Source organism: Chitinophaga sp., from assembly GCF_039596155.1.
GTDB lineage: Bacteria > Bacteroidota > Bacteroidia > Chitinophagales > Chitinophagaceae > Chitinophaga.
Genome location: NZ_JBCNKF010000004.1, coordinates 156,427 through 174,625, shown reverse-complemented (window position 1 = coordinate 174,625; position 18,199 = coordinate 156,427). Strand labels below are relative to the sequence as shown.

The 18,199-nt window shown below is 45.9% G+C and carries 10 protein-coding genes; 7 read left to right on the top strand and 3 right to left on the bottom strand.

The window, feature by feature from the left end:
• Positions 1–52: 52 nt before the first annotated feature.
• Both ABDW33_RS05580 and ABDW33_RS05575 read right to left on the bottom strand, forming a co-directional pair.
• Positions 53–1,432, bottom strand: a complete 1,380-nt coding sequence (locus tag ABDW33_RS05580) for a mercuric reductase (RefSeq protein WP_343689079.1) — start codon at positions 1,430–1,432, stop codon at positions 53–55.
• A 31-nt stretch (positions 1,433–1,463) separates the two neighbouring features.
• The gene (locus ABDW33_RS05575; protein WP_343689078.1) at positions 1,464–1,745 is read right to left on the bottom strand and encodes a DUF427 domain-containing protein; all 282 of its coding nucleotides are present in this window, start codon (positions 1,743–1,745) and stop codon (positions 1,464–1,466) included.
• Between the two features lie 310 nt (positions 1,746–2,055).
• Between ABDW33_RS05575 and ABDW33_RS05570 the strand changes: the two genes are divergently transcribed.
• From ABDW33_RS05570 to ABDW33_RS05540, 7 genes are all read left to right on the top strand, one after another.
• A complete protein-coding gene (locus ABDW33_RS05570; protein WP_343689077.1) occupies positions 2,056–4,539 on the top strand; it encodes an XrtN system VIT domain-containing protein in 2,484 nt (827 codons plus the stop codon).
• Positions 4,536–5,801 carry an exosortase N gene (xrtN, locus tag ABDW33_RS05565; protein WP_343689076.1) on the top strand — a complete coding sequence of 422 codons (1,266 nt, stop codon included), beginning with the start codon at positions 4,536–4,538 and terminating at the stop codon, positions 5,799–5,801. Before ABDW33_RS05570 ends, xrtN begins: the two co-directional genes overlap by 4 nt.
• A 52-nt stretch (positions 5,802–5,853) precedes the next feature.
• Complete coding sequence (locus ABDW33_RS05560) at positions 5,854–6,432, top strand: RNA polymerase sigma-70 factor (RefSeq protein WP_343689075.1); 579 nt, start codon at positions 5,854–5,856, stop codon at positions 6,430–6,432.
• 164 nt (positions 6,433–6,596) lie between these two features.
• Positions 6,597–7,598: a FecR family protein gene (locus ABDW33_RS05555; protein ID WP_343689074.1), complete on the top strand. Its 1,002-nt coding sequence runs from the start codon at positions 6,597–6,599 to the stop codon at positions 7,596–7,598.
• Between the two features lie 369 nt (positions 7,599–7,967).
• Positions 7,968–10,883: a TonB-dependent receptor gene (locus ABDW33_RS05550; protein WP_343689073.1), complete on the top strand. Its 2,916-nt coding sequence runs from the start codon at positions 7,968–7,970 to the stop codon at positions 10,881–10,883.
• Between the two features lie 21 nt (positions 10,884–10,904).
• Complete coding sequence (locus ABDW33_RS05545; RefSeq protein WP_343689072.1) at positions 10,905–13,229, top strand: glycoside hydrolase family 3 C-terminal domain-containing protein; 2,325 nt, start codon at positions 10,905–10,907, stop codon at positions 13,227–13,229.
• Between the two features lie 128 nt (positions 13,230–13,357).
• Entirely contained in the window at positions 13,358–17,233 is a 3,876-nt protein-coding gene (locus ABDW33_RS05540) for a PAS domain S-box protein (RefSeq protein ID WP_343689071.1), read from the top strand.
• Between the two features lie 25 nt (positions 17,234–17,258).
• On the opposite strand, the gene ABDW33_RS05535 is transcribed toward ABDW33_RS05540, so the two are convergent.
• Positions 17,259–18,083 (bottom strand): hypothetical protein, encoded by an 825-nt coding sequence (locus ABDW33_RS05535; RefSeq protein WP_343689070.1) that lies wholly within the window; start codon positions 18,081–18,083, stop codon positions 17,259–17,261.
• Positions 18,084–18,199: the final 116 nt, after the last annotated feature.

Below are 18,199 nucleotides of genomic sequence, written 5' to 3'. Positions count from 1 at the left end.
TTTAATGCAGGAGAATCCGTGAATTGTACAAATTGTTCCGTAAAAAGTACAATCAATCAGTAATGGTCATGAAAAGATTGTTCAATGATTCTGTGTACAGTGGGTGTGCGAAGATCATTTCCCTCAGTTGTGGTGCGGTCATACCGGCCATCATAGCCATTTGCAACACACTCATGATCTCACCGCCATTATGTCCCAGGATGGCCGCTCCCAGTATCCTGCCCGATGATTTTTCTACGACTGCTTTCATAAAGCCTTCGGTGTGTCCTGTTTCAATGGCGCGGGCCACCCTTTTCATATCCAGGCATGCTACCTGGATATCTATACCTTTATCGCGTGCCTCCTTTTCCGTTAGTCCGATCCTGCCCAGTTGCGGATCAGTGAATACACAATAAGGAACAGGGCGTCCGGTAGTGGTTTCGTTACCTTTTTGCACCAGGTTTTTGAAAAGAATTAAATAGTCATTGTACGAGATATGTGTAAACGCGGGACCACCTTTTACATCTCCAAGTGCATAGATGCCGGGTACAGCAGTTTCAAGTTTCTCATTCACAGGAATGAAACCTTTTTCATCTGTGATAATACCGGTCGTATCCAGGTTCAGTTCTTTTGTTTGTGGGGTACGGCCGGATGCTATGAGTACGTGTGAGCCGGTAATGGTTTTGCTTTCACCATTCACATTGAGCACGACTCTCACGACGTCGCCGGTTCTGTCAACCTGTTTGATGGCAGCGCTGGTATGTACAGTAATACCGGCGCCTTCCATGATCTTCTTCATAGCTGCAGACACATCCTGGTCTTCTCTTTTCAGCAGCGTAGCACGTTCGATGATAGTGACCTGGCTACCCAGTCTGCGGAACAGCTGTCCGAATTCCAGCCCTATATAACTGCCACCCAATACGATGAGGTGGGAGGGGAGTGCATGCAGGTCCAGTAAAGTGGTATTAGTGAGATAAGGCACCTCTGCAAGACCGGGGATATCGGGAATTTTAGGGGATGTACCCGTATTGATAAAGATCTGGTCGGCGGTGATGGTGGTAGTTGTACCTGTTTTTAGCCTGATGTCTACTGTTTTTGGCCCGCTAAAGCTGGCAGTACCATAGAAAATAGTGATCCCATCAGTTTTTTCCAGGCCTTTGGTCGCTCCGCCCCGGAAAGAAGCAACAATTTCGTTCTTACGGGCTACGATCTTTTCAAAGTCGACCTGGAAACCGGGCACAGTAATTCCCCACTGCGTACTGTTAGCCACAGTATAGGCCACTTCACCGCAGGCTATCATCGCTTTTGTGGGAGTGCATCCATCATTGATGCAAGTACCGCCAATCCAACGTTTTTCTATGATCGCTGTTTTCCAGCCTTCCTTTGCCAGTTTTTTTGCCAGGGGAACTCCTCCCTGGCCAGAGCCAATAACGATTGCATCAAATTTTTGCATTCCCGGGTTTTTAGTAAGTAGGATCAATAGGTTACCGTAGCACCTCGACGCCTTTCCAGAAGGCGATGTAACCTTTTATATTATTTGCAGCATCTTTAGGATCAGGATAATACCAGGCCGCATCTTTGTTTACTTTTCCATCCACAGTAACGTCATAGTAAGAGGCTTCTCCTTTCCATGGACAGATGGTGTGGGTCTTGCTGGGACTTAACATTTCTTTCTTTACTGCTTCGGGAGGAAAGTAATGATTGTGTTCGACTACCACTGTTTTTTCGCTTTCTGCTATTACTTCCTTCTGCCAGATTGCTTTCATCGTGTTGTCGTTTAAGGTGTTATAAATACGTGGACAAATTTTATACCATTGGGATTGTTGCTTCCTTTCTTTGCGCGATCATACTTCTTCCTTTTTAATTGCGAAAAGGGATCATTTTTCGCAGCATCTTAACGTTCGTCTTTCATTTTTTAAAAGTGGAGACAGAAGGTAGGAAAAATTTTTGAAAAATGACTTGCCAGGTTCAAACAATTTCCATTACTTTGTATCGCAAAGTGAATTCTTTGTTCGCAGATTGGCCATGGTCGATTTTTTTAGTGTTATTAACTTTGAAATACAAAGTACTTTATTTATGAAAAACAGGCAGTATTTTCAGATGGTGTTCCGGGATCAGCATCTTTGGGTAGGACTGGCGCTAATTGTTGTTTCCCTTGGATGTTATTTCGCTTCGGGCATTTTTGATATCAATGCGGGCGACACTTTCTCCCTGTTTTGGGTGAACTATGTATTGCTGCAAATGTATTTTGTATACCTATGGTGGGGAGGAAATCTCAAAAGCGGGCGGAGAGGCCGTAATACCTTTGCGGTGTACCTAACACTTTGTCTGATCAGTTGTTTTTCGCTGAATAGGTCCATTGAAATATTTTATATTTCGGCAGACTGGTGGGCGATTGTGCTGGGGCTATGTTGTATCAATAATATGCTATATGCTGTTAAGGATGCATTTCCCCTAAAGGTGAGACTGCTCATGGCTTTTATGCTGGGGGTTTCTACCTGTTGTTTTCTATATCTGACCTTTTGCCTGTTACCCGGCTGTGTTTTAGGAGCTGTTGGGGCACTTTTCTTCGGTATCGGTTTGCATGTATTTATTCCATTATTATTCCTGATTTATACTTACATACTCGTCTCCAAATACGTATGGTTCAGAAAAAAACACCGTTATGCATATCTATCCGGGATTGGTTTTGTTGTAATCGTGCTGGCAGTGTATACTACTATCTGGGTGAATGCAGTTTCCATTATTAATAGGTCCTATTCCCTTCCCGACAATAAAGATCTGCCGGCATGGGAGAATGTTGCCCGTAAGGCACCTGGAAATCCGGTTGTAGAGCGGTTGCTGAAAGCGGGCCTGGTTTACCAGACTGCCCGGAGTGGCGGATTAGGTGATATGGATGGCTTCCTGGATATGCCGCGCAGAAGTAGTTTCTTTCATGCAGACCAGTTACACGATCCGCTGGTGGTCATTGCCGATCTCATATGTCGTCCTTATATAAGCGAAGAAGATGCAGCGATGGTGCTCTGTACTATGTATGATTCCCGCCAGGAAACACAGAAAAGGCTATGGAACGGGGACCGCCTGTCTACCATACAGGTGCGTACCAATGCTGATCTCTGGCCATCGCTGCACCTGGCTTATACTGAAAAGGTCATCAATGTATATAGCGCAGCACCTGATGACAATGCATGGAATAATGAAGAAGCGATCTACACTTTTCACCTGCCGGAAGGAAGTGTCGTTACATCGCTTTCGCTCTGGATCAATGGGAGAGAGGAAAAGGGGATCCTGACCACCAAAGAAAAGGCTGACAGCGCTTACCAGACCGTCGTTGGGCGGGAAGCGCGTGACCCTGCTGTGGTACACTGGCAGGAAGGCAACACGGTGAAGGTGCGGGTATTTCCTGTTGCTGGTCATAGCAGCAGGCAGTTTAAAATCGGTATTACTTCGCCGTTGTTACAACAGGGCAAACAATTGGTCTACAGCAATATCTGGTTCGAAGGACCTGATGCTACTGCAGCACGGGAAGATGTGCAGCTGAATTTCCAGGAAGCCCCCGTGGGTGTTGAGTTACCGGGGATGTTCAGCCGGAAGGATAATACATTTTCAAGTACGGGGCCTTACGAGGCAGCCTGGCAGGTATCCTGTACAGATCCGGGTGTGCGCAGTAATCTTTTTTCTTTCAACGGAAATTCATTCTTTGTGGCACCGTATAGAAAGGAACTGGGTGCAGCTACCATCAAGACGATTTATCTGGATGTAAACCAGTCATGGTCAATAGCCGAATTCAGGGCGATCAGGCAACTGCACTATCCCATGATGATCTTTGCAAACAATGAATGGAAGCCGGCTACAGAAGAATTATTTCAACGCATGCAACAGGATCGTTATAGTTTATTTCCGATCTATAAAGTGGCCGATCGTGCATCAGCATTAGTAATCACCAAAGGTAATGTCATGTCGCCCGGCCTGGAAGATCTGGCAACAAGCAGGTTTTATGAAGAAGTGAAAAGATCAATGGACACAAGCGGCAGGTTGCTGTTACTGAACCTGGGTGGTGAGTTATCTCCTTACCTGCGTACGCTGAAAGAATACCATTTATTCCGGTATGCAACGGCTGATGTAAATGAATTATCTCAATGGATGTCTTCGAAACAGTTTCCGCAGGACCTGGATAACGATCATCGTGTCGTGATAGCACCAGCAGGTATCACTATCAATATGGAAGAAAATGCGGGTGTAAGCAATGCACCTGATCACCTGATGCGCCTGTTTGCCTATAATCATGTTATGCAGAAAATGGGGTGGCAGCAAATTAAGGATGACGATGTATTAACTACTGCAAAAGAGGCGTATATCGTTACACCTGCCTCCAGCCTGATCGTACTGGAAACAAAGCAGGACTATGAGCGTTTCAATATAAAAGATGACCTGAACAGCCTGAAGAATGCATCCGTCAAAGGAAAAGGTGCTGTACCGGAACCGCATGAATGGGCATTGATCGTACTAGGGTTAGTGTGTATTGTTTGGTTTAAAAAGAAACGTGCTGTAGCAATATGAGGATCCTTATACTTATGTACCTCGTCCTGTTCTTCGTAGGGCTGCAGCACTTCTTTGAGTGGCAGTCTGCCGGTTTCCTGCTGGGACTGGCAGCGCTGCCTTTTACAACTGAGTTTGACGCGACAACAAAAGGAAGTCGTCGTTATTTTTATATTTCTCTCGGGTGGTTTGCGTTATTCCTGTTGGTACCGGTGTATACATTTTACTACCTGACACTGATCACCGCACTGGCGTTTTGCCTGGAGATGTATCTGGGGCGCATTAATATTTTACCTATGCTGGTGCTGGTATGTATGTCTCCGATTTTTGGTCATTGGGCGAACCTGTTTACCTTTCCTATCCGATTGCAGTTAACCGCAATAGCCGGTAGCCTGGTGATGGGTGCGAAGGTTGATGGCAATGTTATTACCTGCGACGGACAGGACTTTTATGTAGACCCGGCATGTATGGGATTGCAGATGACGGTGACTGCTATGTTGTGTGCATTGATCATCATCGGTGGATTGCAGAAAAAGTATAGATCACACCTGTCGGCGGGAATGACCATTGGTATTTTATGCGCAGCATTCGGATTGAATATTGTGGCTAATTTAATTCGAATTGTCTGCCTGGTGCGGTTTAAGATCATGCCGGATACTTCTCTGCATGAGGCGATGGGCATCTTGTCTTTGGTCGTATATGTCTTATTGCCGGTATTTTTTTTAAGCAGGTTGGTCGTGAAGAGATTTGGAAAAGCGGTGGTAAGGGAAAAGAAAATTTACCGGATTGTTCCTACCGGCCCTTTATTATTACGCAATGGTATCTTGCTGGCCTGTATAGTATATGGATGTTGTGTAAATCTGCGCCCACGACCTGCAATAGCGCATGCGCTGCCAGTAAAAGCCAGCGGATTTTCAGTGAAACATCTACCGGAGGATGTGACCCAGTTAGACAACGACGATGCGCTGGTATATATAAAGTACATCCCTTCATTTTATTACACTGAGCACCATCCTATGATGTGCTGGAAGGGAAGTGGGTATACATTTGAAAGAGTACGGGAACAGGTATGGAATGGCCGGACTGTTTATACAGCAATACTGGTAAATGGCAAAACAAAGTTACATACAGCCTGGTGGTATACAAACGGTCACCATCATTATACCAGTCAGTTTGCCTGGAGAATTGATGCCATGACAAGTGGCCGGCAGTATTCATTGATCAATGTAACTGCAAAAGACGAATCGTCCCTAAGAAAGGTAATAATGACACTTAATTTTTAATAATTGATTTTTTAAAAAATTACTTACCTTACTACGAATATTACCGCCACGTATGAATTTGCATTTGCTGACTGATGATCTCTTGCTCCGGCTATTGCAGGCTTCTGACGAGCATGCATTCCGGGAACTATACCAGCGTTATTGGAAGAAATTATTCACCACGGCCTGTCACAAATTGAAAAGTAAAGAAGCTGCGGAGGAAATAGTGCAAAATATCTTTGTGAGCCTGTGGGAGAAGAGGGCCACATTACAAATTGAGAATCTGGAGAACTATTTATATATAGCCGTAAAATATAAGGTTATTAATTATGTTGCGTCCCTGATGGTCAGGGAGGCCGGTCAAAAGCAGCTGGCGGGGAATACTGCAGATGAATCTACAGAAGCGACTATCATGATCAACGACCTGCATGCTGCGATCCAACAGGCATTGACGCAGTTGCCGGCAAAGACAAGAGAGGTATTTACCATGAGCCGTTTTGAAAGATATACTGTGCGGGAGATCGCAAGACACATGAACCTGACGGAGAAAGCGGTAGAATACCACATTACGCAAAGTCTTAAGTTATTGAGAGTGAGTTTGAAAGATTATATGGTAGTTGGTGTGCCTTTAATAGTAACGTTACTAAAATAAATATTCCCGCGTTCCCGACGGGGAATTGAAAATTCCCGCCGAAGGCGCAATATTGCTGGCGCAAAAAAGGCTTCTGCTTAAGGTGGAAGCCTTTTTTCGTTTTTTTTATTTTCCTTTTAGGGGTTTTCCTTTTTGACCTGACTTTAATAATATAACTGCTATTCATGAACCAAACCGAATTTCGTCATTTTCTTAAACGTTACGCGGAGAATAAATGTACTCCGGAGGAGATGACTTTAATAGACCACTGGTATGAACTGATCGGCGACGACGACCTGCTTACTTCTATGCAGGACAATGAATGGCAGGAAACAGAAGACCGTCTCTGGCAGCAGATCAACGCCGGTACACAGTCAAAGAAACCCAGGATGATTAATTGGCGCTGGATGGCGGCTGGTATTGCCGCTGCCATTGCAGGTGTCATCTTAGCCGGTATCTTATTTACCGGGGGAGCTGCTGATCCCTACTACGCTGCCGCCGGCAATACCAAAGAATATAACGAGATCAGGAATGACAGTAAGGGCAATCAGCAGGTACGACTGGAAGATGGTACCACTGTCAACCTATATCCCGGTGCGGCAATGAAATATCCGCATCACTTTCACGCTGCTAAAAGGGAAGTATATTTAAGAGGGAAAGCTTTTTTTGATGTGGGCAAGGATGCCAACCGCCCCTTTTATGTATACAGTAATCACCTCGTTACCCACGTACTGGGTACCAGTTTTACAATACAGCCGGCCGCTACAGGTCTTTTGGAGGTATCTGTGCGTAGTGGTAAGGTAGAGGTTTACGAGCAGGCGGCTGCCAGTCAGAAACACGTGACAGGTGGCGTGATACTCACTCCCAACCAAAGACTGCTGTATCACCAGAAAGAAAATTCCTTCCAGACCACACTGGTCGAGAAACCGGAACCGGTGGTACCGGTTGCCGACATGCCGGACATGGAATTCAGCGACGATGCTTTGCGTACCGTTGTAAATGCACTGGGCAACTACTATGGCGTGGAGATCGTCGTGGAGAATGACAGCCTGTACAATTGTCCCTTTACCGGCGCACTCACCCAGCACGACCTCTATACCCGCCTGGATGTAGTGTGTCAGACTATAGGGGCTACCTACGAAATAATCGGAACAAGAATACTGATACGGGGAAAAGGATGTAAATAATCAACGGCACAGTGCACAATGAAATAGCTTTAGATTACTATCACTGATACAATTTAACACGTTATGATCACCAAACTACATTCCGGGTGACGGGCTGGCCGTATGCAGATTTAATCGCCTGAACGCGCACAGGACGTCCTGCATACCGGCTCAGATATTTACCGGTTTCCAGTATGCAATATTCGCAAAATGGAAGCCCGTAATACAGGTAATTGCACCATCCGGATCCGGTGCTTTTACAAAAGCCCAACACACCACACTTCCCTGCATAAAAAAGCCAGCAATGCTGCTACATTACCGGCTTTACTCCTTATGCAGGAAGGATTTTACCGCCAAACCATTTTTTAACGATCAAATCCACGTAAAAATATGAAAAATAAGCAACTTGTTGCTTTAATGTTGCTCGCAATGAAAGTAACTGCCGTGCAAATCGCGCTCTCTGTTATACTGATGTATTCGGTTTATGCTACCCCTTCCAGGGCGCAGACGATGCTGGATAAAAAGGTCACACTCAATGCCGATAAAAAGGAACTGAAAAAGATCATTGCCGATATCCAGGGTCAGACGGGCGTCCGCTTTATATTCAGTGCCAGTGCTATTGGGACGGACCGCGTTATCAGTTTTACTGTAAAAGACCAGAAACTAAGCGTATTCCTGCAGCAAATCTTCCTCCCGCTCCATATCGGATACAAGGTGGTAGAAGATCAGTTACTTCTTTACAATACCGACAATACTCCTGCCGACAGGGAAGGTAATATTTCCGGTACGGTAAAAAGTAACAAGGGGGAGTTGTTACCCGGCGTCACCATTCAGCTTAAAAATGCCAATGCTTCTGCATTGACAGATGGCGCCGGTCACTTCGAACTGAGAAAGGTGCCTGCGGGGACCTATACCATGACTATCTCATCTGTTGGATACATTGGTAAGGAACAATCTGTAACGGTGACTGATGGCCCTGTAAACGTCGTTATCGAACTCACCGAAGATGTGTTGCAACTCTCGGGTGTGGTAGTGACAGGAGGGAATCCTAAAAAGAAGATTGAATCCAGTGTGGCTATCACCACAGTGAGTAATAAAGATATTGAGACAAGGGCACCTCTCAATGCGACCGACCTGTTAAAAGCAATTCCGGGGCTGACCGTAGAAAGTACGGGGGGCGATGGACCCGGCAATGTGTGGGTACGTGGTTTTCCGCAACAGGGTGGTTATATCTTTCTCGGTATTATGGAAGATGGACTACCAGTGATACCTACTGGTTTTAACTCTATTCCCTCCGCAGACCAGTACTATAAAACAGACCTGACCATCAAAGGTGTGGAAGCGATCAGAGGGGGGAATGCGGCCATCCTGCTAAACAATACACCAGGTGCTGTAGTGAACAATCTGAGTTATACCGGCGCTGATCGTCAATACGGAAAGATGAAGGTAACTTCTGGTATGTCTCAGTCTCTTTACCGGGTGGATTTCAATACCGGCGGCAAGATCAGTGATCTTGTAAAATACAATATCGGCGGGTTCTATCGTACCGACAAAGGTATTGTACCACCATCCTATACTGCTAACCAGGGCGGACAGATCAAAGGTAATATGACCTTCGACTTTAAAAATAAAAAAGGTTTTATACGTGTATACGGCAAATACCTGAATGATAAAGTACAATGGATGCTGCCCTCTTACTACGCATATGACGGCAGTGGTAAACCCAAACCGATCAACGGTTACGATCTCTTTTCACAATCTATGGCCACGCCTGATACCAAATGGAGTTACACAGATGCAGCTGGTACCTTGCGCAACTACGACATGGCGGATGGAATACATACCAAACTTGGTTATGGTGGCTTCCAATTCAACTACACTACAGACAATGGCTGGACCATCAATAACAACTTTCGCTATCAGTCCGCCTCTACTGCTTATACGGTAGGTATTCCTATCGGTGCTTCCCTGTGGAATGGCACTTCCACCTACTATTACACTGATGGTAAGGAGGCTGCATTGAAAGCAGGTGATTACATCGTGAGCACGTATGCAATCGGACAGCAGAATAAGGATAAGCAGATCATTGATTACCTCGATTTTAAAAAGAAGATCAATAAACACCAGGTTACTTTAGGGGCTGGTTTGTACCAATTCAATCTGAACAACGGACCTAACTACAATTTCTTCTTTTTCCAGGAAATGAAGGAACATGGGCGCAGATTATTGACCGCACCGACGGGTGATGGCATGACTGCCTTGTCTGTGGCTACGCTGATTGGGAATACCAGAACATTATCTGCGTATGCGACAGATGAAATTACACTAAATGACAAGTGGCGACTGGATGTAGGTTTCCGACTGGACAATGATCATGTAACGGGTAAACGTCCTTATTATGGAAAAGATGCTTCCGGCAACCCTGATCCAACCGTTGCGGCAACGACTACCATCGCCGGGTATACAGCTTATACACAAAACAATACTAACTGGGCAGCGTCTGTAGGTATGAACTATAAGATCAGTAGTGCCCTGGCAATGTTTGCGCGTGCCACCAAAGCGTACAATTCACCCAATATCTCTGATTACAATGCTACGCAGTTTGATCCTACTTCTATTAAGAAACGTCCTGTTTACCTGGGTGAGCTGGGTGTGAAATATGCGGAAGGACCACTTTCTCTCTTTGCATCTGCAAGTTATTCAGCGATTAAGAATGTATCACTGACAATTGCGGTACCTACAGCTGCTGCTGGTTTACAGAACCTGCTGGCATTTGGTTCTACCCGTACTTACAGTGCAGAGTATGAAATCTCTTACAGGCCTGTTAAGAATCTTGGTATCCGTCTGACCGGTACCCTGCAGGATTCAAAATATACCGATTACAAAGCATCTACAAATACCAATTCAGCCGTACTGGCAGAAATGGGGGATACCACTTACAGCTTTACTGGTAAAAAAACAGAGCGTGTACCTGCGTTAAATACAGAGTTGTCTGTAAATTATGATTTGCAGCGCTTCAATGTAAACGTGTCGGCGAACTATATCGGCAGTCGTTTTACAGCGCCTTCTGACAGCTATAAACTGCCTGCGTATGTGGTGATGAGAGCTGGTGTAGGCTACGACATTTCAAAGAAGATCAATATACATGCCTGGGTGGATAACCTGTTGAATACCCGAACGCTGACAGAGGGTGATGTAAGAGGTGATCAGTTCAGAAACTTCAGTACAGTAACGAAAGGTAGTGCCATGGCAGGAAGAACAATCCTGCCACGTAGCTTCTGGGCATCTCTTTCCTATGAATTTTAAACAGACCTCAAAATACACAACATGAAAAAAATCGGAAGTATTGTAGCCTGTATAGCCTGGACGCATATGTGCTTTGCCCAGGTAGATTATACTGCACAGGCTAAAGCGCTGGTAGCTAAAATGACGTTGGAAGAAAAGGCCGCATTATGCTCGGGGCGTGATTTCTGGAGTACTAAGCCCAATGATAAGGCCGGGATTCCTTCAGTATTTATGACAGATGGGCCACATGGTTTACGCAAGGCAGTGGGTACGGACTTTACAAATTCGGTACCGGCTACGTGTTTTCCAACGGCGGCAGGATTGGCCTCCAGCTGGAATCCGGAATTGCTGAATAGAATGGGAGTGGCGCTGGGAGAAGAGTGTCAGGCAAATAATGTACAGTTCCTGTTAGGACCTGGTGTAAACATGAAACGTTCACCACTGGGAGGACGTAATTTTGAGTACTTCTCGGAAGATCCGGTGCTGGCAGGTAAGCTGGCCGCCGCATTGATCAATGGCGTGCAGAGTCAGGGAATCGGCACTTCGCTGAAACACTTTGCAGCGAATAACCAGGAGTATGAAAGACTCACAAATAATTCGGAAGTGGATGAGCGCACTTTGCATGAAATTTATCTGCCTGCATTTGAGATCGCAGTGAAGGAAGCGCAACCCTGGACGGTGATGTGTTCTTATAATAAGTTGAATGGTATATATGCTTCGCAGCATGCGTTGTTATTAGATACGATCCTTAGACAGCAATGGGGATTTAAGGGTTTTGTAGTAAGTGACTGGGGTGCTGTGAATGATCGTGTGCAGGGGATGAAAGCGGGATTGAACCTGGAAATGCCCGGGAATGGCGGCGTGAATGATCGTGCTATCATTGCGGCTGTGCAGGATGGTACATTGTCAACCGCAAGATTAGATGAAGTCGTTACGCAAACGCTCGCCTTATTCTTACAATCCGCTGCATTACATAAGGAAGGAGCTACGTATGATAAAGCAGCGCATCATGCGCTGGCAAGGGAAGTGAGCAGTGAATGTATTGTGTTACTGAAGAACCAGCATGTGCTTCCTCTGGAGAAGGGAAAGAAGATTGCATTGATAGGCGGGTTTGCTAAAACGCCCAGGTATCAGGGGGCGGGTAGTTCACAGGTGAATCCCACGCAGATCGATAACGTCTATGCGGTAATGGGGAATGTAGCTTATGCAGCTGGCTATACAGCAGATGCGACCACCAATGATCAATTGATAGCAGAAGCACAGCAGACAGCGAAGGCCAGTGATGTAGCGGTAGTTTTTGTTGGCTTACCGGATTCGTATGAGAGCGAAGGATTTGATAGAACGAGTATTGATATGCCGGCCGCGTTTAACCGGTTGGTAGAAAGTGTGGCAAAAGTGCAGCCAAATACCGTGGTCGTATTGATGAATGGTGGGGCGGTGAGTATGCCATGGGCTGGCAAAGTAAAAGGTATTGTGGAAGCATGGCTGGGGGGGCAGGCTGGAAGTGGTGCGATTGCAGATGTATTGACCGGGAGGGTAAATCCTTCGGGGAAACTTTCGGAGTCCTTTGCTGAGAAGTTAGAAGATACACCTGCATATTTGAATTTTCCGGGGAAAAATGGAAACACTTTATACGGAGAGGGGATCTTTATTGGATATAGGTATTATGATAAGAAGAAAGTGAAGCCGTTGTTCCCTTTCGGATACGGATTAAGTTATACCACATTTGCGTACACAGGGATATCTGTAGATAAGTCATCCGTGAATGACAGCGATGCGGTGAAAGTGCATGTGAAAGTAAAGAATACAGGAAAGGTAGCCGGAAAGGAAGTGGTGCAATTATATGTGCAGGATCTCAGTAGTGGGGTCATTCGCCCCGAGAAGGAGCTGAAACACTTTGCGAAGGTTTTGTTACAACCGGGAGAAGAGAAGACAGTGGATTTTGTACTCGGTTACCGCGACTATGCTTATTACGACGAGCGGGTACATGACTGGCAGACGCATACAGGTAAGTATAACATACTTGCAGGGGGCTCTTCCGCGGATCTTCCCCTGCGCCAGGCGTTGGACGTAACTGCTACACATGTGTTATATCCACCGCTGACGAGGAATTCTTTATTGAAAGATTTTGCAAATCATCCAAAAGGGAAAGCGGTGTATGCAAAATTAATGGAGGGAATGGGAACCATGTTTGGCGGGGGAGAGAGTAAGCAGCCACTCACGCCTGCACAGGAGGAATCAAAAAAGAAAATGCAGGCGATGATGGTGGCGATTCTGAACGAAATGCCGGTAAGCAAGTTAGTGACGATGGGCGGAGGTAAGTTTACAGAAGAAATGTTAGAAGCAATGCTGAAGCAGGTACAATAGCAGGAGGTTTACTTATGGCAGAGAGCGGTGGTCTGGGAGCAGACCACCGTTTTTTTTTGGCATTTATTATGAACAGTTTTAATGGTTACGTGTTGTATAATACGAGCTTATTTTATTGTCACTAATTTATGCAAGCAACCAGTATCACTCAGAATGAAGCCGAAAGATCGAAAACACTGGCTGGCTATCACATACTTGACTCAACTGCTGAAGAGGAATTCGACCGGCTCACTACATTAGCAGCCCTTACCTGCAGTACTGCCGCAGCCTGCATTACTTTCCCCGACCAGGATCGGCAATGGCTCAAATCTGCTATTGGTCTTAACTTTCAGGAAGTTCCCCGCGAATGGTCCTTCACCGAAGAGATTCTTCGTACGAATGATGCTGTCGAAATAAATGACAGCGGCGAGGGCAACTTTTTCCGCTTTTTCTCGGGCTATCCTATCCGCGATCCCAATGGCTTCATACTCGGAGCGCTCTGCGTTATGGACGAACACCCCCGTCAGTTGCTGGATGCCCAGCGTCATGCGCTTCAACTCATCGCGAGCGAGATCATGACGCTCATCCAAAACCGACGGCAGAAAGAAGAGGTGTTCTACCTGGAAAAACTCTTCCTGCTTTCAGACAATCTCATTAGTATCACCACCCCTGAGGGTCAGTTCAAAAAGGCGAATCTCACCTACACTCATATTTTCGGTTATTCACCGGAAGAAATGCTGCAACTGAACATGCGGGAGATGATCCATCCCGATGACCTGCCAGCTTCTCTTATAGAGTCTGATAATCTGAGAGAGGGTAAGTCTACGATTGCCTTTGAGAACCGTCTTCGCACCAAATCCGGAGAATGGCGCACCATTTCGTGGATGGCTACTGCCGAACCCGATACCAGAAATATTTTCAGTATTGGCAGAGACATCACTGAAGAGCGCCGGAAGGAAATACTGCTTAGCGAAAGCGAAAGTAATTTCCGTACCTTCTTTGAAAACTCGCCCGGTCTCATGTGCACACATAACCTGCAGGGATTCTTTCTGTCTGTGAACGAGGCGGGCGCCAGCGGGTTAGGTTATACCCTCGAAGAACTGGATGGGTACAGCCTGTTTGATATTTCGCCCAGGGAACTGCATGGCGAAGTGCAGGAATACCTTGATCAGATCAAAGCAGAAGGTAAATTAAACGGCATCATGAAAGTGCTGAAGAAAGATGGTACCCCTATCATTCTTCATTTCAACAACGTATTGGTAGATAATTATGTCATTTCCAATTCTACCGATATTACGGTGCACTTCCAGCTGGAAAAAGCCCTGAAACGGTCTACAGAAATGCTGGAACGCACCAATAAGGTAGCGCGTATAGGGGCGTGGGAAATAGACATGCGCAATGGACATATATTCTGGTCCGACGTGACGCGTGAAATCCTGGAAGTGACGCCTGATGAACCAGCTCAATTTTCGAACGGCATGCGCTTCTACAAAGAAGGGGAGAACCGGCAGCGGATGCAGGCTGCGCTGGCAGCAACTATAGCCAATGGCAATCCATTCAACCTGGAGCTGGAGATCGTGACGGAAAAGGGTAATGACCGCTGGGTACGAAGCCGGGGCAGTGCCCAGTTTGAAAATGGCCAGTGCAAACGGCTATATGGCACGCTGCAGGATATCACAGAAAAGAAACTCGCAGAAATAGAGCTTAAAACACAGAAGCTCCGTCTATCTACTTTCGTGGAACACGCACCAGCGGCAGTGGCAATGTTTGACAGGGAAATGCGGTATATCGCAGTGAGCCGGCGCTGGCTGGAAGAGTTCCGGATTCAGGGTAGAAATGTACTGGGCGCTTCTCATTACGAGATCTTCCCGAATGTATCAGCTGAATGGAAAGAGATCCATGCCAAAGCAATGGCCGGTGAAGTGCTTACAGAAGACCAGGATGTATGGCGCCCTGAAGGCTGGAACCACGACCAGTACCTGCGCTGGGAGGTAAGGCCCTGGTTCCAGTACGATGGTAAGATCGGGGGAATTATGATGTTCACACAGGATATTACAGATGCTTACCTGCAACAGGAAGAATATAAGAAGGCCAGGATCCAGGCCGAACAGGCTAATATTGCGAAGTCTGAATTCCTTGCGAATATGAGCCATGAAATCCGGACACCGTTAAATGGTGTTATCGGGTTCACGGACCTCGTTTTAAAGACGCACCTGACAGAATCCCAGCACCAGTACTTATCTATCGTTAATCAGTCTGCAAATGCACTTTTAAGCATTATCAATGATATCCTCGACTTCTCGAAGATCGAGGCGGGTAAACTGGAGTTGGATATTGATAAGGTGGATCTGTATGAGTTCTGTAGCCAGGCAAGTGATATTATCAGTTACCAGGCGCAGAATAAAGGGCTGGAGTTGTTACTGAACGTATCCTCTAATCTTCCCCGGTTTGTATACATCGACGAGGTGCGTTTGAAACAGATCCTGGTGAACCTGATGGGGAATGCGGTGAAATTTACACCTGCTGGTGAGATTGAATTGAAAGTAACACAACTGGACAAGGACGACCGGTTACGTTTTGAAGTGCGTGACACAGGTATTGGAATTCGCCCGGAGAAGGCGCATAAGATTTTTGAGGCTTTCCTGCAGGAGGATGTTTCTACTACCAAGAAATACGGGGGTACCGGTTTGGGGCTGACCATTTCAAATAAATTACTGGCCCTGATGGGGAGTTATCTGCAACTGGATAGTGAGCCGGGTAAGGGCAGCCGTTTTTTCTTTGACATCACCGTAAAAACGGAAGATGGAGAACGTGTGAAATGGGAAGATATTGATATGGTGAGGCATGTATTAATAGTGGACGACAATGACAACAACCGGGTAATATTGCGGGAGATGCTTTTCCTGAAAGGGATCAGTTTTGTAGAAGCGAGAAACGGATTTGAAGCGCTGGAGGTGTTGTCAAAAAAGAACAATTTTGATGTAATCCTGATGGACTATCACATGCCATTTATGGATGGAATAGAGACGATCGAGAAGATCAGGAAAAATATAGATGCCGATCCCAGGCAGAAGATCATTTTATTGCATAGTTCATCGGACGATGAACGCATCATTAAAGCATGTGAGCGACTGCATGTGCAGCAACGACTTGTAAAACCCATAAAAATGCAGGAGATGTACAATGCCCTTTCCCGTTTATTTAAGAAAGAAGAGATTAAACCGGCAGCAACAGAAAATAACACCAGGAATGGAATGGGAGATGGTTTCAATGTACTGGTGGTAGAGGATAATCCTATTAATATGTTACTTGCTACGACGATCATTCATCGTATTGCGCCGGCGGCAGTAATCCATGAGGCGGGTAATGGAAAGGAGGCGCTGGCGATCGTAAGCCATATTATGCCCGATATTATCCTGATGGATATCCAGATGCCGGAGATGAACGGGTATGAGGCATCCCGGCAGATCCGGGACATATATCCGGGTTTCAGGGTGCCGATAATCGCATTGACAGCAGGTAATGTGATGGGTGAAAGGGAGAAATGTACAGCTGCAGGAATGGATGATTTTATGGCAAAGCCGTTTATAGAAAATACAATGGTAGCGATGTTCAATAAGTGGTTGCGACTGGAAAAACCACAGGAACCGGAGGTGCTGGATGACAGGGCAGAGGTGTTTGATATTGCCTATTTAAAGACATATTTGGGAGATGATGATCCGGCGTTTATGAAAGAGATCCTGTTGCTTACGATAAAAGAATTTAATAAACTGATGGCAGATTTTGATGGTGTGTTGAGGGGAGAAAATGTGCTGACATTAAATTCATGGGGCCACAAGTTGAGAGGAGTAGCGGTAACAGTGGGGTTGATGGACCTGGCACAGTTGGCAGAGACGATAGAAGGCGTGAAAAATATACAGCCGGAAGCCCTGGCATCTTTAGCTTTGGAGGCCAGAGAAAAGATCAGCAAGGCGATCCGGCTGGTGGAGAATTATGTGGATACAGCGCTGAGTGGTCAGGTATGATTTTTTCGTTCCTGCGCTAATTGATTTAGTCTACGTTTGTAATAAAGTTGTTGAAGAGCTTCACATATTCGTCAATCACTTTCTGATCGGTGTCGTTAAAGAAATAGCCGGTGAATCCTCTCTCCAGTTTTTGTGCTTTTGTATTCTCCAGTTGTAGTGGCCGGGCAGCGACAGCGCCAATTAAAGTATTCTTATAGAACACCAGAACGACCCTGTACAGAGGGGACGGATCATCTACAGAATTATCATAGTTCTGATACTCAATGAACGGCGCATTGACATTGGTATTTTGCAGCTGGAACTGCTTAATAAACGGCTGCATATCAGGCAATAATCTACCACTATGTGTATGCAGGAATGCAGCTAGAGCGGTTTCGATCACAGAGCCCGGTTTGATATCTTTTTGTTGAACGTACCCAAAGAAAAATCCCGTCAGTTCTTTATTCATATTTTCACCAGTTGTGACCAGGTGCAGGTCATCGAGTGCTTTACCGATCACTTTACCTCCAAGGGAAAGCAGCTGACCTTTTTTGATAATCATACTTTTTTCCTGGGCAGCATTGACAGCGATTTCGATACTGGTTTCCGACCATCCGTTTTTAGGCATGGTCGCATCCAGCAGAACGTTGTCATTGAGAGATACAAGCGGCTTGCCGTCGATGGTATCTAAAAGGATGACGGTACCGTTGGTCCTTTCCGAGATAATTTTATCAGGAAGTGGACTGGATGTGGAATTGGCAGACTGTTCATTTGCGGTAAGGGAGCTGTCTGCGTCAGGTAAGGGCTTTTTCGCGTTTTCTGCACAGGCATATAAAAGGCCGGTGAGCAGAAAAGGTAAATACTTTCGCATGATGATGTTTTGTAAGACCTGCGCAAAGGTAATCATTTTCGGACAACCTAAAACTGACCGTAGTTGACAGGTAGATTTGCCTTTCTTTGATAAGGAGCTGGCGCAGCCAGTCATAG